A 17,824-nucleotide genomic window follows, 5' to 3' on the forward strand; every position below is an offset into this window, starting at 1 on the left:
CCCCACTACGCAGGGTGAGAGCCAAGCTCATCCACGCCGGATCCAACGCGTCTGCCGGAGGTTGCTGTCGATCCGGGGCAGAGACGGCGGAGCCTGGATGGAACCGGAGATCGATGCGGTGGGGAGCTGAGGCGCTGTACGTGCGAGCAAATCACGCCGTGTTGTTCCGGGCGCGGCCAGGACAGGCGGGCGCGTGCTGCTCGCCGAGGCTGGTCCACCAGGTGTCGCAGGTGCAGCCGGGTGGCAGCGCGGTTGCGTAGTCGATCGCGTCGCGCAGCGGCCCGGACATCTGGCCGTGCCGGTAGACGGCGACGGTGCGGAGCAGCCGTGCCGAGTGGCGGAGTTCGCGGTGAGCGGCCAACAACAGCACGATGGACGCGGTCAGAAATACCGCGGCGTATCCGCTGTGCCCGTGCGCGGCTGCGTTGGCGCTGGCCAGCGTCGCGGTGAGGTAACTGATGCCGAACAGGCAGACCATCAGCGAACTGGCCCGGGTCACCGCGATCCTCCCTGCCGAGTGCGGGCGGGTTCCGGGCCGGGAGGGATGTCGGTGATCCGGGCGCGGGACGCAGGCGACCAGTTCTTTTCGGAGCAGGTCAGACACGGCCACGGACCGCCGGCCGGGTGGCTCCACACGGCAAGGGCAGTGTCCGTGGTGGCGGTTGCGTCGCAGTCGGGGCCGCTGCAGGTGAACGTGGCGCCGCGCGGGTTGGCTGGTGTGAGCAGGCCGAGGTGGTGCAGGCGCTGGGCCATGGCCCGGTACTGGTCGGCGGGGCGGCGGCCGACTCCGGACCAGTTCAGGGCGATCTCGACCAGGGCGACCAGTTCCTCGGCGGCCGTGACGTCGGCGTGCATGGCCACCAGGTGTGGGGCGTGCTCGGCGAGGTGGCCAAGGAGCCAGTCCGGCATGACCATGGTGAGTTCGGTTGGGGTGCGCCGATGCCGGTCGGGACCGGGGGCGAGGCACATGCGCAGGAATCCACGCATTTCGTCGGGAGTGCTGAGCGTCACTTCGCTCCTTCGGTGTCGTCGTGCGGCCCGGCCGGTTCGCCGGGCCGCGGGGTCGAGGAGGGGCGGTGGGCGGCGACCAGGGCGCGGGTGACGGCCTGCGCTCCGTAGCGGCGGGCGGCGGCGTCCTGCCCGTGGGCCTGGAGGAACCGCAGGACCTCGCCGGACGCGATGCCCTGTGGCAGCGGCCGGGCCGGCCGCCGTTCTTGCGTGCCGCACAGCAGGCAGCCGTTCGGTGCGGTCGGGTCGACCGGCCCGCCCGGGTGGCGGGGGCAGGCGTTGGCCCGGTGGGCGCCGCGAGCCTGCGCGACGAGCTGCCGGGCCCGGTCGACCTCGCCGGCGATCTCCGCCAGCGTCTGGTCGTTCACCTCGTGCCTGGCTGCGTACTCGCCCAGGGCGCGTAGCGACCGCTGCAAGGCGGGCAGGAAGTCGGGGTTCATCCGCCGCTCACCGCCGGGTCGAAGTGCTGCTGCCGTGCGGCGGGCGCACAGTCTGGGCAGGCGTCGGAGCCGGGAAGGCGGAATGCGCGTCTGCAGACGCAGACCCGGGCTTGTGCCGCAGGGTCCTCGCACGGCCATTGGGCGTGTCCAGAAGGCTTTGAAGGATCTTGACGGGCTCCTCCGATCAGGGGCAGCAGGAGAGTGCCTTGCACAGGTTTCTGGGCTGTTTGCCGGAGGCATCCGGCGCACTGGTCCCGGTCCGGTCTCAGCAGCCGCTGGCCGCACGCGCAGAATCGCCGGGTGTCGGCCGGGTCAGCGCCGCCGTGCCGCGCAGCGGTCCCGGCTGCCTCGTCGTACTCAGAGGAATCGTCTTCGGCCCGCGCGCCCGCGCGGTCCCGTGGCTGAGGTACTACCTCAGCCACCTCTTGGGTTAGTTCCTGGTTGCTTCCTGGGTTATTCGGGCCACGGCGGCCCGAACCAATCAGGCCGCCGTGGCCCGAACCCATACGGGCCGCTGTGGCCCGAACTTCGTCCGCGTCAGTTCGGGCCGCTGTGGCCCGAACCCAGCCCTCTCCGGTTCGGGCCGCCGTGGCCCGGACCTCCACCTGGAAGTTCGGGCCGCTGTGGCCCGAACGCTCGTCGGGCTTGGGAGCCTTGCGGAGCCGCGCGGTCGCCCGCAGATGAGCGGCCGCTGCCTCCCAGTCCTGCACCGGCCCGAGCACCAGCGCGTACAGAGTCGGCTTGCCGCGGCGCCGCTCGCCGATGACCACGACAACACCGGCGAGAACCGCAGCCTCCAGGTAACGGCGGGCGTCCTTCTCCCGGCAGCCGGCGGCCTTGGCGATGTCCTGGATGCGGATCGGCCTGCCGTCGCCGGAGAACCGCAGCTCACCGGACGCGGCGGCCATCGCCCGCATCGCGTACAGCAGCGTCAGGAATCCGCCTTTGAGCGTCGGCGGCATCTCCCGCGTCCACTTCCAGGCCAGAGCGTTGCCGAACTCATGCGGCGGGCAACCCGTCAACCGCCCTGGCGGCTGCTCCTGGTCGTTGCTCACGGCATCTCTTCTCGGTCGCTGTCGAGTAGGGGGCCGGTCGCCGGCCTCGGGCCTTGCGTCGGTAGGCGGTGAAGTCCGCAACTCCGAGCGGCAGCACCGGCGGTGTTGCAAGCGCCTTGCCGGCTGTGGGACGTACATCCGCTCCCACGGCGCGACCGGCGGCTCCTCGGTCGGGCGGCGCGATCGGTAGGTATCGGTGCCGTCCCGGAACACCGCGGCGTTGCCCTCCTGCGAGGGCTCCGGGTCCACTGCCGCCTGGCGGCCTCGGTCACCATCCACAGCACTTCGCCCTGGCAGTGCCAGCAGTGTGTGTCCCCCCAGCCGTGCCTGCCTGACGGTGGCCGGGCAGGCACGACTGAGGCAATGGGCGTCGCTCACTCCGGCCCGGAGGGCTTGCCCGTGCGCAGCTCGACGCCCGCCTCCAGCAGCAGCACGCGCGTCAGCCCGAAGCTGAGGTCGTGCTCGGCGGCGAGGGCACGGATCGACGCAGGCCGTGCGTAGCCCTCCTTGAGCTGGTGGCGCAGCAGCTCCCGCTCCTCGCCCCTGCGCCTCGGGCGCCGCTTCTGATGCCGCGTACGGTCGGTCAGATCACTGGCCATGGTGGTGCTGTCCTTCGCGCTCGTTGGTGTCTTGGGCAGGCCGGGTGGCCGGGGCGGGGCTACGCCACAGCTCCGGGCGCTCGCTCGCGCTCCCTGGCACGGCGGCGCTGCCGCTCTGCTGCCAGGCGGGTCTGGCGGATGAGGTCGGCCCGCTCGTTCTCGTCCAGGCCGCCCCACACGCCGTAGTCCTCGCGGTGCGCCAGGGCGTGCGACAGGCAGGTGGCGCGCACCGGGCAGGCGGCGCAGAACGTCTTGGCGTACTGGGCTTCGGACTCGACCGAGGCGCTGTTCCTCCCGGCCGGGAAGAACACGGAGGTGTCGACCCCGCGGCAGGCGGCGTCGTCCTTCCACGTTCGGGGGCGGGGAAGGGTGTCGGGGGCATAGCGGCTTGGTCGCGGCATGATCAGCTCCTTGCTTCCTGCTGTCCGGACACGTCCGGACCGGGCCCTTCGGACACCTCCTGGTAGGTGTCCGTGCTGGTCAAAGCCCCCAGATGTCGGCCTGGCCCGCGGGCGCGGGCGGAGGCCCGGCGTCTTGTCCCGGACGTGTCCAGGCAGGCCCGGACACGTCCGGGCACTTCGCGGGCCGGACTCGCCGACTGATCACCCCGCGCCACGCCGCGGCCGTCACCGCCCCCAGCAGCAGCACGGGCAGCCACAGCCAGATCCACGTCAGGGCTGCGTCGACCGCTGCTGCGGCCAGGTGGCCGGTCTGCTGCCGTGTCGAGGGCTGCCGCGATCTCCTCGCCCGTCACGGCCCGTCACCGCCCGGCGGGGCGCTCGCCGCCCGGTACAGCCGGATCACGGCGCCTTGCAGCGCCAGCACATCCGGCACCCGGCCGTGGTCGGTGGTGTACCGCTTCTCCAGCCGCCGGTAGCCGACGAGCAGCGCGTCGTCGCGGTAGGCGCCAGCCACCGCCAGCGCATCCTCCGTACTGCGCGCCAGCTTGATGAGGTCCGGCGTGACGTCCGGCCGGGGCGGTGCCGAGGCTCGCAGCAGGCCCGCGTCCCAGCCCGTCCCGAAGTGCTCGCGCGGCCGGGTGAAAGAGAACACCATGCTGGCTTCGAGCAGGCCGGTCAGCGCGCTCCAGCCACGCTTGCGGGTGATCGCCTGACGAGTCGCCCGCACCACAACCTCCGGCCATGGCTTCACGGCCGCTGCTGACTCGACCACGCGGTCCCCGACCCTGGGGGACTTGCTTCCTTGTGGCGCCGGAAGCCCGAGTACGGTCACCGCCAGCACCGCGTCGTCGTCCGGCGCCAGCTCGGGCCCGGACCGCTGCCCTGGAAGCATCACTCGTCTTCATCACCGCCCACGCCGATCGCCTCGGTGAGCGGCAGCGCGGACTCCCGGAATCCGGTCAGGATCAGGGCATCGGCGGAACGTGCTCGACAGTTGGCGTCGGCCGCCAGCCAGCGGCCCGTCAGCTCGTCGGCAGGCACGCCTGTGTCGGCCACGACCTGGTCGAGCAGCACGGTCACCGGCTCGTTGGGCCTCCACGCCGAGACTTCCACCAGAACGGTCCGCGTGCTCGTGTCCACGCACGCCACCCGCACCGCGGTGGCGGCCCGTACTTCATCGCGGGCGGCCAGGTACGTACGGCCCAGCTCGGTGATCTCCGGCCGCCGGGAATGCCCAGCCCGGGCCAGCCCCCGCACCCGCAGCTGCGGTAGGAGCCCACCTGGATCCATCACGGACTCGGCCAGCACGTCGCCCCACAGGGAGCGAAGCAGCATCTCCGCCTCGGCCGTCAGCGGCCGTTCCCGCGCGAGCCGGGTTACGCGGACTTGCGCCGCCCGCCAGGCCGCGGTGTGCCTGGTCGTCTCCGCTGAACACGGGCACCCCGAGACGGTGTCACGAAAGCGGTCGGGCGTCAGGCCCGCGCACTGCACGATCCGGTTTCGGCCCCGCTGGCACAGATCCTCGGTACAGCAGCCGCAGTGCGGGCAGTCTCTCTGCTTCGGCCGGACGTATTCCGGTCCGAACACCTCATCCATGAGCCCACTCCTCGGGTGTCGTGCTCGTCTTGCAGGACGGACAGCGGCGTCCCTGCAACACGCCGGGGTCGTCCTCCGCGGCAGCAGCGTCTGCCTCATGGCCGATCGGGGTGTGTAGCGGCATCAGCTGCCACCCCTTCCTTGACGCTGGCCGACGCGGCTCTGCCGCGGGATGGCGGAGAGTGCCCGGCGGGCTGTGAGCTGCGACGGGTGGCGCATCGCGCTGCACACTCGGCAGGTGCGCGGGCGGTGCTCGGGTCTACAGTTCTGGTTCACGGTGCCTCAGTTCGCCTAGTGGTTGAGGTTCCGGGGCGCCGGGGGCGGCGATCAAGGCCGGGCTAGGGCCCGCCGTCCACCGGTGTCTTCGTAGATGCGGTCGCTTATGCGCTGCGCGCCTGGACGGTCTCCGCCAACGGGCGCACGGCCGTCATCTCGCTGATCTCGCAGACGTTCCGGCCGGTGAAGGTCACCCGGGCGCCACCGCCGTTGAACGGGATCTCCCTGGCGTACGCCTTGCGTTTGAGCTGGAGAGCCGACCAAGGGAGGAACAAGGCCGCCTCCTCGGGGGTGTAGTGGAAGAACGCGCCCTCCGGTGTGCCCGGATACGGCACGGCGCGACTGCCGGTCTTCGTCGCCGCCGGCGTGGGCCGCCTCTTCCTCGCACCCTGTTGAGGTCGCGTGTCCTCGTTGGCCTCCGCCAACTGCGTCTCATTCGTGGCCACAACTTCTCCTCGGGTGATGTCGACCACCGGGACGGCCAGTGCCTCGGCCAGCCGGAGGGCCAGGTCATCTCCGGCACCGGCGCGCCCCCGCTCGATGCGCGAGAGCTGGCTCGGTGATGTCTGCGCGAGGCGGGCCAGGCGCCGCAGACTCAGACGCTGACGTTGCCGCAACGCCCGAATCGCCGTTCCGTTCAGTGTCATGCTCAGTAACTGTATGTCTACTATGCGCAACAAGAGAGGATTTTGGGTACTTCTGCGTTCAGTTTCTGAGCATTCACTCGGGTGGTCGCATCTGACCGCTCGACGCACCTCTGGCACCCTCCCTGCAACAAATGCGCCCGTCCGCGCTGTTCGTGCGCCCCTGCTGTTGCACGGGCGTGGGGCATGATGAGTCCCATGGACAGGAACTGGGCCCGCCTCGGCGAGACGCTGAAGGCGGCACGGTCTGAGCGCGGCATGGAACAGCAGGACGTCGCGGGACGGATCGGCGTGAAGCGCGGTGCCCTCCGCAACATCGAGCGGGGCGCGATCGTCAAGGTCACGCCCACCGTCCTTGCCTACGCCCGGCTGGTCGGATGGGCAGAGGACTCCGTCGAGCGCGTCCTCGGCGGTGGCGCCCCCGTCCTCCGCGAAGACTCCGGCCCGAATCAGGCAGTCGTGCCCGAACCGGCAGCGGAGGCATCGGACCTGTCCATCCGCGTACGGCAGGCGCTCAAGGAAGGCCCGCTGATCGATTCGCGTGTAACCGAGGTGACCACGCCGTCGGGGCGCGTGAAGGCGACGATTGTTGTCCGAGGTGAGGAAGGCACCCCAGCAGACCAACTACTGGCCGTTCTCAGGTCGTTGAAGATCGACGTGACCATGGAAGGTTCGTAGTAGGAGTCAGTGGGTGGGGAGTGCAGAGCAGGTCTTGATCACCTGTTCATCCCCCCGCTGGGCCCTCAAAGACAGGCCTTGATGGCGGCGGCGAGGTTGGCGAAGCGGGTGTCCGTGGTGACGCCGTGGCTCAGGCGGTTCATGACGTATCCGACAGTGATTCCGGTGGGCGGGTGGGCGCAGCCGACGGACCCCCCGCGACCGCCGTGGCCGAAGGAGCCGGGACCGAGCAGGGGGAAGGCCTGCGACGGCAGTGCGTAGCCGAGAGCGAAACGCGTGGGGAATCCCAGCGTGAGGTCTGGCCCCTCGGACTGGGGGCGAAGGGCTGTGGCGAGGGTGGCACGGCTGAGGACGCGCATGGTGTCGACCTCGCCGATGAGAGCGGCGTACAACCGGGCGATGGCGTGAGCGGTGCCGATGCCGTTGGAGGAGGGGATCTCTGCGGCGTGGACCTTGGGGTCGTTGGGGTCGATGGGAGGAGTGGTGACGGCGCTGGCCCGGCGCAGGGTGGGGGCGTCGTCGGGGTCTGTGGCGGGCGGGGGGAGGATGAGCCGGCCGACGCGGGGTTCATGGCTGGCGGGTAGGCCGATATGGAAGTCGAGCCCCAGGGGTTCGGCGATCTCGGCGGCGAGGAAGGCGCCGACAGTGCGGCCGGTGATACGGCGGACTACTTCCCCGACAAGCCAGCCGAAGGTTTGGGCGTGATAGCCATGAGCGGTGCCGGGTGTCCAAGCGGGCCGCTGGGCGGCCAGGGCAGTGATCATGGGATGCCAGTCCAGGGCCGCGGCGAGGGGGACGGGGGTGTCCAGAGCGGTCAACCCGGCGCGGTGTGAGAGCAGTGAGCGTACGGGGATCTCGGCTTTCGACTCAGCGGCGAATTCCGCCCAGTACCGCGCGACAGGGGCGTCCAGGTCGAGCAGACCACGCTGGACGAGCAGGTGCGCGCACGTGGCCGTAATGCCTTTGGTGGTGGAGAAGACGTACGTCAGGGTGTCGCTTTGCCAGTGCGCGCCGGAGTCGAGGTCCGCAATGCCGCCCCACAAGTCGACCACTGGGCGACCATGCTGATAGACACACAGGGCGGCGCCGACTTCGCGCTGATGGGCGAAATTAGCGGCGAAGGCATCGCGTACCGGTTCGAAACGCGGTGCTACTTGGCCGTGGACAGGGGTCACGCTGCCTCCTTGAGGTGGAATTCCGCCGTCAGCGCCGTGCCGTGGAACCGGGCTACCCGCATCAGGAAGTCGACGTCCTCCCGAAAGCCGGACCCGTCAGGCCAGGGGGAGGTGCAGACTGTGTCGCAAGGGGCCGATCTGGCGAGCTTGGCTCGCCGGGCGACCTCCAGCCAGCAGGCGCTGGCCGCCGCCTCGAGGTTTCCTGCGGTGACACCCCGGATGGCGGCGAAACGGCGTGCCGCGCTCACCATGGCGGGCGTGGTGTAGGCGTGAAGTGCCAGAACCGCGTCCTGGATCTCGATGATCAGCCGGTAGTGCTGCCACCGCACTGCGGTAGTGCACGTCCAACGGGAGGTCTGACCCGGCAACGCGACGGTGGGAACTGCCTCGGTGAGTGCCTGCCACAGCGGCCACAGGCGCCAGAGGACCCACCGTTGTTCCAGGTGCTGTAGGGCGCTCGCGAGGCCTGGCAAGAGCACGCTGCCGGCTTGCAGGAGCAACTCCATCCCGGTGAGGGGCGGGACGTAGGCCAGCAGGGTGGCGTCATGGGTGAACAGGTACGCCGTGAAAAGGCACCACAGCACGCAGCCGAGAGACTGGCTCATCCCGAAGACGCGCAAGCTCCAGCGCAGCATGCCCCGATCGGCTTCGTCGCTGTGCCGCCAGCACACCGCAGCCGAGATCCCGCCCGCAAGGAGGTAGAAGCCGAACGGTAGAAGCCAGTAGAGCAGCGGAAGTTCCGGGGTGGAGATCGTGCTACGGGCGTGCGGGGGCGCAGCGCGGTACAGCCACACGGTTGATGCCATCACCAGCGTGACGACGCAGACCAGCACGGTGGAGTGACGCCGGCGACCCGTAGCGACCAGCACGAAATAGAGCATCACTCCAGCGGAGGCGGTGTGCGTGAGGCTTCGCGTCAGGTCGATCAGGTTGAGATCGCCGATCAGCGCCCCCAACGAAGAGACCACTGCGTCTTGGTAGAGGGTGCTGGTGGCGGCGATGAGGCAGACACCGAGCCACAGCGGACGGTGCCGGGGATTGCGGACCGCACTCGGTGCGCGAGTGAGCGCTGCTCCCCACAGACTGATCAGCCCGGCGGTCTCTGACCAGGAGTACATGAGCTAACGGAACCCCCATGCCGACTCCAGGCTGCCGAGCACGCCTGATGCGGCCGGCATCGTAGACGTAACGTTGACCAAGTTGGCCGCGAGGAGGCTGCCGGTGATCTCAGCCTCCTCCTCCTGGGCATCCGAATAGCTCGTGCGGTGCAGGAGTTCGCGGACGAGGCCCGGTGCCAGGTCCGGGAACAACAGGCTCACGCTGCGGTCGTCGGGCTGGACGACGCCGTGGTGGCAGCAGACCATGTGCCCGAGCTCGTGGGCGATGATGTGCTCTTGGTGATGACGGCTGGTGTTGGCCTGGTATCCGATGACGTCCACCTCGGCGGTGGCGATCCACAGACCGGAGGGATCGCAGGCCCGCACCGCGATGGGCATCAGGATGATGGGCCGACCGCGTCGACCGCTGAGATGTTCGACAAGCTTGGCGATATCGACTTCGACCGGCAGGTCGAGTTCCTCGAGCCGCTTTCTGCAGGCACGCCGCAAGCCGGCCGACCTCTTTCGTTGACGGCGCCGCTCGCTTCGGGAAGCTCCTACCATGACTCAGTTCATTCCCCCGGGCGTACCCTGCTGCCGCTGCTCCGGGCCGGTGGGCTCGTCGGACCGAGCGGCGTACACCTGCATGACTTCTTGAACGATCCGGACAATCGACTGCCGACTGGTGTCGTCCATGCGCATCATCCGCAGTGCCACGTCGCGCACCCCGGCGTCACGGAGTGCGGTGGCCAACGCCAGTTGGGAGTCGACTCGGGTCGCCACGTCTTCGTCGAAGAAGTAGGCGGGCGGGACGCCGAAGAAGGTGGCGAGTGCCTCCAGGTGCCGTTTGGTGGGATTCTCCCGCTGGCCGGTGCGCAACTGCCAGACGTACGTCTTCGAAAAGGTGCCCTGGCCGGCTTCCGTGCAGCCGCGAGCAACCTCCTCGTACGTGAACTCCCGTCGGAGAGGCTGCACCGTTCTGAACAAAGTGTCCAGCTGCTCTGCCAGCGTCCGGCGTCCGCCCTGTCCGTCCATATCCCACCTGCCGTCCGCTGACGTTAGCTGGACCATCACCGTCGGTACGGTATCAGTTGACAGAGAGTGACTGTGATGCAAGACTTTCCAGGAACTTATGTGAACAAGTTCGTAGATCGGCATCCACCACAGCAAACAACGTGGAGTACGCATGGCTGGTGAGCCTTGCGGTCGTTCGCAGCGCGTTGCAGGAGTCCCGAGGGAAGTCGTTGCCTGGATGGACCACGAGCGGTACCCCAACCTCCTCTTGATCAACGCTGACTGCTTCACGGCGCAAGAAGAAGCGGCGGTGACAGCAGCTCTGACAAGGCGGCAGTACAGCGCCCATCAGCTCATGAATGCCTTGGCCAAAGCAAAGGGGTGAGCGCGCGTGGCATACGCGGAGAAGCGAACTGCCAGGGGCAGGACGTACTTCCGAGCGTGCTACCAGCGGCCGGACCGCAAGGCACAGGACTACGTGAAGGACGCGGACGGCCGGGCCGTCCGCTACCCGACCAAGACCACTGCGCAGAAGGCCGCTGAGAAAGCCGAGGCCGACGCGTTCGAGGCGGCGAAGAAGGGCCGGTACGTCCCACCCGAGAAGGAGGCCGTCGCCGCGCGAATCACCTTCGGTCAGTTCGCCCAGGAGCAGATGCAGGACCTGAGCCTCGCCGACTCCACCATGCAGAACTACCCGCGATCCCTGGCGCACTTGCTGCCGGCCTTCGGGGACAAGTCGATCCGGGAGATCACCGAGGGCATGGTGAGCGCCTGGGAGAGGGACCAACTCAAGCAGTTCGCAGCGAGCAGTGTGCGCACGTACCGCTCCCTGCTCCACCGCCTCCTGGCGGACGCCGTCGATGCCGGCCACGCACCCAAGAACGTCGCCGAGCGCCGCCGCGGCCGAGGGCGCCGGCACGGGCGCGGCGGACATCGCGGTCCGGAGAAGGCAATCACCACCATGCTCGGTGCTCTGCTCATCGCCGAGCGCGCCTCCCTGCTGTCCGGCCGGGACGACGAGTTCGTGGCGCAGATCCACAAGACCTACACCGGCATGCGCTGGGGCGAACTCGTCGGGCTGGAGACGCAGTACGCGCGGCAGGAGTCCCGGGCCTTCCGGATCGAGTGGCAGCTCTACGAGCTGGACACCGGCGAGCTGTCGCGGTGCCCGCCGAAGGACGATAGCTACCGCACCATCGACTCACCGCCGTTCCTGTCCCGGCTCGTCGGCGACCACATCACGCGGAGCAAGCCACAGCCCTGCCCGTGCCACGGGCTGACGTACGTCTACAGCGGCCGCGGCGTGGGCGGCACCCGGCGGCCGGGGCCGACGCTGCGCCAGGTCGCCGAACTCGCCGGTGTCTCCACCGGCACGGTCTCCAACGTCCTCAACCGGCCCGAGATGGTGGCCGAGAAGACGCGCGTCCGCGTGGAGAAGGCCATCGCCGAAGTCGGATTCGTCCGCCAGGTCGGCCCGTCGCGGGCGGCTGCGCACTGGCGGCGCTCCGGCCACGCCGCGTGGATCTTCACCCCGGCCGCGACCGGCTGGTACCCGAAGAAGGCCCCCAACGACGCCCACCCCGTACCGGTGACGGGCGGCCCCTTCCCCGGCGTTCCCGTACGGGGCCGAGGGGCGGCCAGTCGCGCGGAAGCGTGCTGGCTGCCGATCAAGGACCGGCTGACCCGGCACGGACTGCGGCACGGGCACCGCACGCTGATGGAGGAGCTGGGGACACCCAAGGTCCTCATGGACGAGCGGATGGGACACGAGGACGGTTCGGTCAGCGCCCGCTACGCCCACGTGACGGACTCGATGCGGGCCGCGCTGGTCGAGGCCCTGACCGAGGTGTGGGAGGAGTCCCTGGACGCCCGCCTGGCACTGTGCCCGCGTTCCCCAGTGCCGGTACTGGACCGGCTGTTGCAGGACCGCACCGCGGCGGGCATGAAACGGCGGACCAAGATCACACCCAGTTGACACCCTGCACCCCGCGACAACGCGATCAGGGCCGGTTCCCCGCGAGGGGAAACCGGCCCTGACCTGCTGCTTTCCGAGTCGGGGTGGCGGGATTTGAACCCACGGCCTCTTCGTCCCGAACAGACTTCAGTGGCTTGAGGTCTCTGCCGGAGGCGGGGGATGCTCCTACACGACTGCCGCTCTCCGTACATGGCCGTCCGCACAGGTCCGTGAGGTGACACCTTGGGTGGCTCCCTCCGTGGCTCCCCCTTTCTGGCGGGCGCAGGACCGCGATCGCCCATGCACAGCATCGCACTGGCCGTACTCATCCGTTCTGTCACTTCTGTGCGTCGACGGTGCTAACATCCAACAATGGCGCTGGAATCCGAACTTGCTACGTATCGTCAGCGGATTACGACCGACTCTTACCCGATGTCTATCAGTGAAATAGCTAATCTCTACCGAGATGGCGAAATGGATATCCATCCTGAATTTCAGAGAATTTTTAGGTGGAGGGCGGATCAGCGAACTAAACTGATCGAAAGCATTCTGTTGGGCATTCCGCTGCCAAGCATTTTTGTTGCCCAGAATGAGGACGGGATCTGGGACGTCGTTGACGGGGTTCAGCGACTCTCCACTATTTTCCAGTTCATGGGAATCTTGCAGAGCGAGCAAGGCTCGCCTTTGCCGCCTTTTATTTGCGAGGCCGCGCCTTTTCTTAAGAGTCTCGAAGGTGTCTCTTATGAGCCGACACCCGGGGCCAGATCCAGCCTCACCCGCGCGCAGCAGCTCGATTTCAAGAGGGCGCGCCTCGACGTTAAGATCATCAAGCGAGAGAGCGACAATAGGGCCAAGTATGATGTTTTCCAACGGCTCAACTCGCTAGGTTCGTTGGCCACGCCTCAAGAGCTGCGGAACTGTCTTCTTGTCAGCCTTAGCAGAAAGCACTTCGAGTGGCTGCAGGAAATTTCTAGTTTTTCGCCTTACCTAGATGCAGTGAATCTACCTGGGCGGTTGCTGGAAGAGCAGTATCATCTAGAGCTGGCGCTTCGGTTTGTCTTTTTGCGAAATCTTCCGGAAGAACAAATCTCTGGAATCGGTAACATCGGTGAGTTTTTGTCTGCGCAGATCCTCACTCTGGTCGAGATGGATGACGCTACTCTCGCCGCCGAGAAGGCTGCCTTCGAGGAGTCATTTGCACTTTTGGACGCCGCCTTTGCTAGTGACGTCATGCGGAAGTGGAATCCAACGACAGGACGCAGCGAGGGGGCTTTTTCATCGACTGCGTTTGAAGCTCTAGCCCTAGGGCTAGGCCGCCTAATGCCGAACGAACATCTTTCTGTCGAGGACGTGAAAGCGGCGCGGACCGCACTCTGGAGGCATCCGGACTTCGCGCCGGGACACGCCACAGGAGTTCGTGCTGACCAGCGAATGAAAAAGACGATCCCCTTCGGTCGGCAGCTTTTTAAGGCGTGATTCGGGGCGACATGGATGCGGCGCAGTTCGTCGACAAGCTTGATCGACAATTGGCGAGACGAAAAGTTGAACTCTCCAATCTCCTTCTCATGGTTAAAGATGAGAACCCAGATCCTGGCCGTCTGAGCTCGGGGGCCCGCTCTGCGGTAGTTCTCGCCTACGCACACTGGGAAGGTTTTGTAAAGCAAGGAAGTAGTTCCTATGTGAAATTCATAAATGCGGCGCAGCTCAGAGTTTCCGATCTAAAATTTCCTCTGCAGGCTGCTTATGTTTCCTCTGCTTTCAAAAGGGCGTCGGAAAGCTCTAAAAGCCGATATCTCGGCGAGTTGCTAGAGGAGATTGATCGACGGAGAAATGATATCTTCTCGGTCGCCCCGGAAAAGTGTATAGATACAGAGAGCAACCTTTCGTCCACTGTCTTCAAGGACGTGGTGAAGGGAGTCGGACTAGATGTACTCCCACTGTATGAGACCCGCAGTATTTTCATTGATCAAAGGATTGTCTTAGCTCGCAATCAAGTCGCTCACGGGGAACTTGTGAGCTTCGATGCCGTAGACGTCCAAGATCGAATCAGCGGTGTGCGGTTATTGATTGACTCTTATGCGACACAGCTCAAAGACGCTGTCGCTTTGGGTATGTACAAGAAAACTTAAACCGAGCGGCTGATTCGGGTAGGGCGCTGAAACAAGGCCCCTGATCCACGGTGTGGAAGGTCCACGACCCTTACCAAGCTGAAACCGTGGTCCGCGTAGTAGCTGTGAAGTTTTACGTTGTCCTTCCATGCATCCAGGCGTAGCCACGACTTGCCCGCTGCCGCTGCCCGCTCCGAAGCCCAGTCCAGGAGTGTGCTACCGATCCCCGTGCCAGCGAACTCGCGCGTGACGGCCATGCGGTGCACGTAAAGGGCGTCTCCTGGCTCGTCTTCCTGCGTCCAGAACTCAAGGTCAGCGTGATCGTCCACTTGTAGCGTGGCCACGGGCTGATCACCTACCGTCGCTAGGAAGACCTCACCACGCTGTAGGGCCCGGCGTATGCGGTCGCTGTGAGGTGGGAACTGCCATTGGTCGATGCCGCGGGAGGCGAGCCAAGCGGATGCCTCCCGCAGCAGGTCTTCGACGATGGGCTGTTCGTCCGGGCGGGCTGGCCGTATGTGCAGGTCGGTCATGCTTCCTCGTTCGGCATCTCTAGCCGGCGCTCGTACGAGATGACGTGGCGGTCTCCCGGGAGCACGGTGGTCGCGACCCGGACGGGCCTGCCTTCCTCCGTGAAGCCGGTTGTGATGTGGTAGCCGACCGGTGTGCCCGGGGGGAGTTCCAGCCGCTTGACCTCTTCCGGCTGGGGCATGCGGACGTACAGCTCATCCAGGGCCCGCACCTGGCGGTAGCCCAGTTCTGCCAGCACTTCGTTGCCGCCTCGCTTTATGTCCTCCGGGCGCATGATCTCGGAGTCGCGGACGATGTCGAGCGGGAAGTAGCTGTCATTGATGTTGAACGGCTCGCCGTCGAGGTACCGGACGCGCTTGCGTACCGCGACCAGGTCGCCAGCCTTGAGCTGTAGACGCTTGGCCACCCCTGCCGGCGGCTCGATGATGCCCACCTCGATGACCTGCCGCGGCTCGCGTCCCTCGGCTGAGTGCTCGGTGGCGAACGCATCCATCTCCGGCGTGTAAGGACGCTTCCGGAACTCTGCCTGCGGCCGGAAGATCATCGGTTGTCGACGCCGTACGAAGTGGCCTTGCGGCCGGGCCGAGACGACAAGCCCTTCGTTGACGAGCAGGTTCAGCGCCTTGCGGACGGTCTCCCGGGACACGTCGTAGTCGCTGCGCATCTCCGCTTCGGTGGGCAGCTTGGCGCCCGGCTCCAGGTCACCGGCCACGATCTGCCTGCGGATCTCGTCCGCAATCTGCTGGTACATCGGGTCTCGCGCGAGTCTGTTCACGGCCACGCCTCCATCAAAGCCGCAGGCTGTCGCCATTGTCCAGTCAATGCGGGCAATGTCCTTGACGACCCTGCCGCAGTCTGCCAACATCCTGACTGTAGCCATTGTACGGACAATGGCTACAACGTTCGTGCCTCAGTCATGCCCGCACCACCCGGGCGGAGACACCGAGGAAGGCGGCACCGCCGCGCGCCCCGGTCTTCGCACGGTCTGACCTTTGACAACTCCATACCGGGCCACCGCCTCCCCGAGTCGAAAAGGCGGTCAGCACGGCTCCGGCCGTGCTTCTGCTCCATCCATCCCCGACCACGGGGCGGCGGGCCTCCCGGCCAAGGACAGCACCGCCGTCCCGTTCCCTCCCGTCCCGTCTGGAGACACGACGTGAAGAACTACGTGGGGCGTCACCACGCCCTGACCCCGAACGACTTCCTCGAACTCGCCCTCGGCACCCCGGTTGACCTCTGGTTGGGGGAGGACGGCGAGACGCCCGAAGAGCAGGCGGCGCGTGAGGCCTCGGCTCGCGACATCCTCGCCGACGACCCGGAACTGTTCGACCGCACCACCGCGCTGGCCGTCGAGACGATCGGCCGCACCATGCCGGAACTGCTCGCCCTGGCCCCGGTCTCCCGACCGGACGCGGCGGTCCGCCGCCGGCGCTCCCGGAAGGGGATCGCCGCGTGAGCACCGACCGGGCCTTGATGCCCTACCGCGGTGGTCGCTGGCTGCTGTTCGTGGTCCTGCTGGGCGTTCCGCTCTCGCAGTACCCGGAGCACCAGTGGCCCGAGGGAACGCCGATTCCCACGCCCGCGCAGCGTCGTGAGGCACTGGCCGCCCTCGGCTACCAGGCCGCGCCCGGCGCGGAATGGGAGTGGGCCGAGATGTCCTCTGACCCCGACACCCGCGACGCCGGACCGGTGGAGCTGTTCGCCGCCATCGACGTGCAGCCGATCGGGGGCGAGCAGCCGTGAACCCGGACTTCAACCCGCGCGGCGCGTTACTGCTGGCCGTCCGCCGTATCCGGCTGCTGGCCGTGCTCGGCGGTCTGGCGTGGGTGCTGGGGGTCACCCCGCCCGCCCCGGTCCGCATCCTGCTCGTTCTCGTCGTCGGCGTCGCCCTGGCCCTGGACTCCCTCGCCGACGCCGGCCTCAGGCCCGCCCGCATCCGCTTGACCGGCTGGGGCCGCCCCGGAGGTGACGAGTGATGACACCCAAGTCGGCACGGGAGTTCCTGACGATCGCCGCGTCCGGCGTCATCGTCGCCCTGACTGCCGCAGCGTTCTGGCTGTCGTACGCGCACCTGCGTTCGGTGGCCGCCACGTACGGCCTTTCCGCTTCCCCTGCTCGCGCGTGGGCGTGGCCGGCGACGCTGGACTTGTTCATCGTTGCCGGGGAACTGCTGCTGCTGCGCGCGTCCCTGACAGGGCGTACGGACTGGTGGGCCATCGGCCTGACGGTCACCGGCTCCGGCGGCAGTATCGCGCTGAACATCTCCGGTGTGGGTGCGCACGCGCACACCCTCGATTACGTCGTCGCTGCCGTACCGCCAACCGCCGCGCTGCTCGCGTTCGGTGCGCTCATGCGGCAAGTGCATGACGCGCTGGCCGCACCCGACGTGCGCACCACGACCGAGACGACCGCCCCGGATACACCGGCCGCGACTGCGGCGGACCCCGTTGCCGTCACCGCGCGGGATGACGCTCCCGCCCCTGGTCAGCCCGCGACCGCTCCGCCCGCCGCAACGGCCACGCCGCCGCGTCCGGCGGCGCGTACGACGCAGGCCCCGTCCCGTGTGCGGCAGGCGCCGGGTGCGGGCAAGACATCGCGTCCGGTGCGCACCGATGACGAGTTGCTTGCGCACCTGCGGGAGCTGCGCACGGGCGCGTCCGCGCCGCTGTCACAGCGGCAGGTGCTGGCAGCGCTCGGCATCGGCGTACCGCGTCTGCGCGCACTGCTGGACGCGCACGGCCTGACCCTCGACCCGCTTCCCGCCCCCGCACGTCCGCTCGCCCTGGTCACCACAGACGACCAGCAGCAGGCGGACGACTCGGCCGCGGCCCTGTGACCACGACAGGAGAACTCTCCATGTCCCACTTGCCCGTACCCCACCAGCACTCGGCCGAGTGCGGTTGCTACCGCACCGACTTGGCGCCGTACCAGCCCAGCCCGTTCGTGTCCCCGCAGGCGGCACAGCCTCAGATCGTCCACATCCACCAGGCTCCGCCGGACCGCACCGTTCAGCGCATGGCTCTGGGCTCCGGTGTCGGCGCCGGCGCGGTAGCGGCCGGCGTCTACTTCGGCCCGCTGCTGGTGGCCGCCATGACCTCGATCGCCATCGACTTGGCCGTCGTCGCGTTCGTCGTCGCCGTGTCCGGTTGGGCCGTGGTCACCGTGGTGCGCTCCATCGGCGGACCCGAGGGCCGCAACGCCGCCAAGACGATCCAGTCGGCCCGCCGCGGTCGCCGTCGCTGAGGGGG

Annotated in this window: 24 protein-coding genes; 9 read left to right on the forward strand and 15 right to left on the reverse strand. The window is 67.7% G+C overall.

The annotated features are described in order from the left end of the window. Positions 1-151: 151 nt before the first annotated feature. From K7G61_RS13095 to K7G61_RS13135, 9 genes are all read right to left on the reverse strand, one after another. On the reverse strand, positions 152-499 hold the full coding sequence (locus K7G61_RS13095) for a hypothetical protein (RefSeq protein WP_225846948.1): 348 nt from the start codon (positions 497-499) through the stop codon (positions 152-154). Further along, positions 496-1,011, reverse strand: a complete 516-nt coding sequence (locus K7G61_RS13100) for a hypothetical protein (RefSeq protein WP_225846949.1) — start codon at positions 1,009-1,011, stop codon at positions 496-498. The genes K7G61_RS13095 and K7G61_RS13100 overlap by 4 nt, the downstream gene beginning before the upstream one ends. Then, a complete protein-coding gene (locus K7G61_RS13105; protein ID WP_225846950.1) occupies positions 1,008-1,448 on the reverse strand; it encodes a hypothetical protein in 441 nt (146 codons plus the stop codon). Before K7G61_RS13105 ends, K7G61_RS13100 begins: the two co-directional genes overlap by 4 nt. After that, positions 1,445-2,503, reverse strand: coding sequence for a hypothetical protein (locus K7G61_RS13110; protein WP_225846951.1), 1,059 nt, complete (start codon positions 2,501-2,503; stop codon positions 1,445-1,447). The genes K7G61_RS13105 and K7G61_RS13110 overlap by 4 nt, the downstream gene beginning before the upstream one ends. Before the next feature lie 374 nt (positions 2,504-2,877). Next, positions 2,878-3,102, reverse strand: coding sequence for a helix-turn-helix domain-containing protein (locus tag K7G61_RS13115; protein WP_225846952.1), 225 nt, complete (start codon positions 3,100-3,102; stop codon positions 2,878-2,880). Positions 3,103-3,161: 59 nt separating this feature from the next. Next, complete coding sequence (locus K7G61_RS13120; protein WP_225846953.1) at positions 3,162-3,503, reverse strand: WhiB family transcriptional regulator; 342 nt, start codon at positions 3,501-3,503, stop codon at positions 3,162-3,164. 349 nt (positions 3,504-3,852) lie between these two features. Next, the gene (locus tag K7G61_RS13125; protein WP_225846954.1) at positions 3,853-4,395 is read right to left on the reverse strand and encodes a RusA family crossover junction endodeoxyribonuclease; all 543 of its coding nucleotides are present in this window, start codon (positions 4,393-4,395) and stop codon (positions 3,853-3,855) included. Further along, entirely contained in the window at positions 4,395-4,838 is a 444-nt protein-coding gene (locus K7G61_RS13130; protein WP_225846955.1) for a hypothetical protein, read from the reverse strand. The genes K7G61_RS13125 and K7G61_RS13130 overlap by 1 nt, the downstream gene beginning before the upstream one ends. A gap of 641 nt (positions 4,839-5,479) precedes the next feature. Further along, the gene (locus tag K7G61_RS13135) at positions 5,480-6,022 is read right to left on the reverse strand and encodes a helix-turn-helix domain-containing protein (RefSeq protein WP_225846956.1); all 543 of its coding nucleotides are present in this window, start codon (positions 6,020-6,022) and stop codon (positions 5,480-5,482) included. Positions 6,023-6,217: 195 nt separating this feature from the next. On the opposite strand from K7G61_RS13135, the gene K7G61_RS13140 reads away from it, so the two are divergent. Then, positions 6,218-6,697, forward strand: coding sequence for a helix-turn-helix domain-containing protein (locus K7G61_RS13140; protein ID WP_225846957.1), 480 nt, complete (start codon positions 6,218-6,220; stop codon positions 6,695-6,697). A gap of 65 nt (positions 6,698-6,762) precedes the next feature. On the opposite strand, the gene K7G61_RS13145 is transcribed toward K7G61_RS13140, so the two are convergent. Genes K7G61_RS13145 through K7G61_RS13160 form a run of 4 tightly spaced genes read right to left on the reverse strand, consistent with a single transcriptional unit; the run spans position 6,763 to position 9,944 of the window. Further along, the gene (locus tag K7G61_RS13145) at positions 6,763-7,872 is read right to left on the reverse strand and encodes a serine hydrolase domain-containing protein (RefSeq protein WP_225846958.1); all 1,110 of its coding nucleotides are present in this window, start codon (positions 7,870-7,872) and stop codon (positions 6,763-6,765) included. Further along, positions 7,869-8,990 (reverse strand): MAB_1171c family putative transporter, encoded by a 1,122-nt coding sequence (locus K7G61_RS13150; protein ID WP_225846959.1) that lies wholly within the window; start codon positions 8,988-8,990, stop codon positions 7,869-7,871. The genes K7G61_RS13145 and K7G61_RS13150 overlap by 4 nt, the downstream gene beginning before the upstream one ends. A 3-nt stretch (positions 8,991-8,993) precedes the next feature. Then, complete coding sequence (locus tag K7G61_RS13155; protein ID WP_225846960.1) at positions 8,994-9,479, reverse strand: toxin; 486 nt, start codon at positions 9,477-9,479, stop codon at positions 8,994-8,996. Positions 9,480-9,536: 57 nt separating this feature from the next. Then, positions 9,537-9,944 carry a helix-turn-helix domain-containing protein gene (locus K7G61_RS13160; protein ID WP_225846961.1) on the reverse strand — a complete coding sequence of 136 codons (408 nt, stop codon included), beginning with the start codon at positions 9,942-9,944 and terminating at the stop codon, positions 9,537-9,539. Between the two features lie 430 nt (positions 9,945-10,374). On the opposite strand from K7G61_RS13160, the gene K7G61_RS13165 reads away from it, so the two are divergent. The 3 genes from K7G61_RS13165 (at position 10,375) to K7G61_RS13175 (ending at position 14,066) form a co-directional block, all read left to right on the forward strand. Further along, complete coding sequence (locus K7G61_RS13165) at positions 10,375-11,958, forward strand: LacI family DNA-binding transcriptional regulator (protein ID WP_225846962.1); 1,584 nt, start codon at positions 10,375-10,377, stop codon at positions 11,956-11,958. 351 nt (positions 11,959-12,309) lie between these two features. Further along, a complete protein-coding gene (locus K7G61_RS13170) occupies positions 12,310-13,413 on the forward strand; it encodes a DUF262 domain-containing protein (protein WP_225846963.1) in 1,104 nt (367 codons plus the stop codon). Between the two features lie 11 nt (positions 13,414-13,424). Further along, entirely contained in the window at positions 13,425-14,066 is a 642-nt protein-coding gene (locus K7G61_RS13175; RefSeq protein WP_225846964.1) for an MAE_28990/MAE_18760 family HEPN-like nuclease, read from the forward strand. On the opposite strand, the gene K7G61_RS13180 is transcribed toward K7G61_RS13175, so the two are convergent. Next, positions 14,063-14,578, reverse strand: coding sequence for a GNAT family N-acetyltransferase (locus K7G61_RS13180; RefSeq protein ID WP_225846965.1), 516 nt, complete (start codon positions 14,576-14,578; stop codon positions 14,063-14,065). The two genes, K7G61_RS13175 and K7G61_RS13180, sit on opposite strands and share 4 nt — an antisense overlap. Further along, complete coding sequence (locus tag K7G61_RS13185; protein ID WP_225846966.1) at positions 14,575-15,351, reverse strand: GntR family transcriptional regulator; 777 nt, start codon at positions 15,349-15,351, stop codon at positions 14,575-14,577. The genes K7G61_RS13180 and K7G61_RS13185 overlap by 4 nt, the downstream gene beginning before the upstream one ends. A 381-nt stretch (positions 15,352-15,732) precedes the next feature. Here K7G61_RS13185 and K7G61_RS13190 point away from each other — a divergent pair, with 381 nt between their 5' ends. The 5 genes from K7G61_RS13190 to K7G61_RS13210 are packed head-to-tail and all read left to right on the forward strand — an operon-like array spanning position 15,733 to position 17,819. Further along, on the forward strand, positions 15,733-16,032 hold the full coding sequence (locus K7G61_RS13190; protein ID WP_225846967.1) for a hypothetical protein: 300 nt from the start codon (positions 15,733-15,735) through the stop codon (positions 16,030-16,032). Next, on the forward strand, positions 16,029-16,319 hold the full coding sequence (locus tag K7G61_RS13195; protein ID WP_225846968.1) for a DUF6303 family protein: 291 nt from the start codon (positions 16,029-16,031) through the stop codon (positions 16,317-16,319). Before K7G61_RS13190 ends, K7G61_RS13195 begins: the two co-directional genes overlap by 4 nt. Beyond that, complete coding sequence (locus K7G61_RS13200) at positions 16,316-16,552, forward strand: hypothetical protein (protein ID WP_225846969.1); 237 nt, start codon at positions 16,316-16,318, stop codon at positions 16,550-16,552. The genes K7G61_RS13195 and K7G61_RS13200 overlap by 4 nt, the downstream gene beginning before the upstream one ends. After that, positions 16,552-17,412, forward strand: a complete 861-nt coding sequence (locus tag K7G61_RS13205; protein WP_225846970.1) for a DUF2637 domain-containing protein — start codon at positions 16,552-16,554, stop codon at positions 17,410-17,412. Before K7G61_RS13200 ends, K7G61_RS13205 begins: the two co-directional genes overlap by 1 nt. Positions 17,413-17,432: 20 nt before the next feature. Then, positions 17,433-17,819: a DUF6251 family protein gene (locus K7G61_RS13210; protein WP_225846971.1), complete on the forward strand. Its 387-nt coding sequence runs from the start codon at positions 17,433-17,435 to the stop codon at positions 17,817-17,819. Positions 17,820-17,824: the final 5 nt, after the last annotated feature.

This window comes from Streptomyces sp. HPF1205 (assembly GCF_020400825.1).
In the GTDB taxonomy this organism is placed as follows: domain Bacteria; phylum Actinomycetota; class Actinomycetes; order Streptomycetales; family Streptomycetaceae; genus Actinacidiphila.

Coding starts and splice junctions, on each gene's coding strand:
- K7G61_RS13125 (WP_225846954.1), bottom strand. CDS start 4,395: ATGCTTCCAGGGCAGCGGTCCGGGCCCGAGCTGGCGCCGGACGACGAC.
- K7G61_RS13205 (WP_225846970.1), top strand. CDS start 16,552: ATGACACCCAAGTCGGCACGGGAGTTCCTGACGATCGCCGCGTCCGGC.
- K7G61_RS13150 (WP_225846959.1), bottom strand. CDS start 8,990: ATGTACTCCTGGTCAGAGACCGCCGGGCTGATCAGTCTGTGGGGAGCA.
- K7G61_RS13180 (WP_225846965.1), bottom strand. CDS start 14,578: ATGACCGACCTGCACATACGGCCAGCCCGCCCGGACGAACAGCCCATC.
- K7G61_RS13135 (WP_225846956.1), bottom strand. CDS start 6,022: ATGACACTGAACGGAACGGCGATTCGGGCGTTGCGGCAACGTCAGCGT.
- K7G61_RS13140 (WP_225846957.1), top strand. CDS start 6,218: ATGGACAGGAACTGGGCCCGCCTCGGCGAGACGCTGAAGGCGGCACGG.
- K7G61_RS13120 (WP_225846953.1), bottom strand. CDS start 3,503: ATGCCGCGACCAAGCCGCTATGCCCCCGACACCCTTCCCCGCCCCCGA.
- K7G61_RS13105 (WP_225846950.1), bottom strand. CDS start 1,448: ATGAACCCCGACTTCCTGCCCGCCTTGCAGCGGTCGCTACGCGCCCTG.
- K7G61_RS13175 (WP_225846964.1), top strand. CDS start 13,425: ATGGATGCGGCGCAGTTCGTCGACAAGCTTGATCGACAATTGGCGAGA.
- K7G61_RS13210 (WP_225846971.1), top strand. CDS start 17,433: ATGTCCCACTTGCCCGTACCCCACCAGCACTCGGCCGAGTGCGGTTGC.
- K7G61_RS13115 (WP_225846952.1), bottom strand. CDS start 3,102: ATGGCCAGTGATCTGACCGACCGTACGCGGCATCAGAAGCGGCGCCCG.
- K7G61_RS13130 (WP_225846955.1), bottom strand. CDS start 4,838: ATGCTGCTTCGCTCCCTGTGGGGCGACGTGCTGGCCGAGTCCGTGATG.
- K7G61_RS13170 (WP_225846963.1), top strand. CDS start 12,310: ATGGCGCTGGAATCCGAACTTGCTACGTATCGTCAGCGGATTACGACC.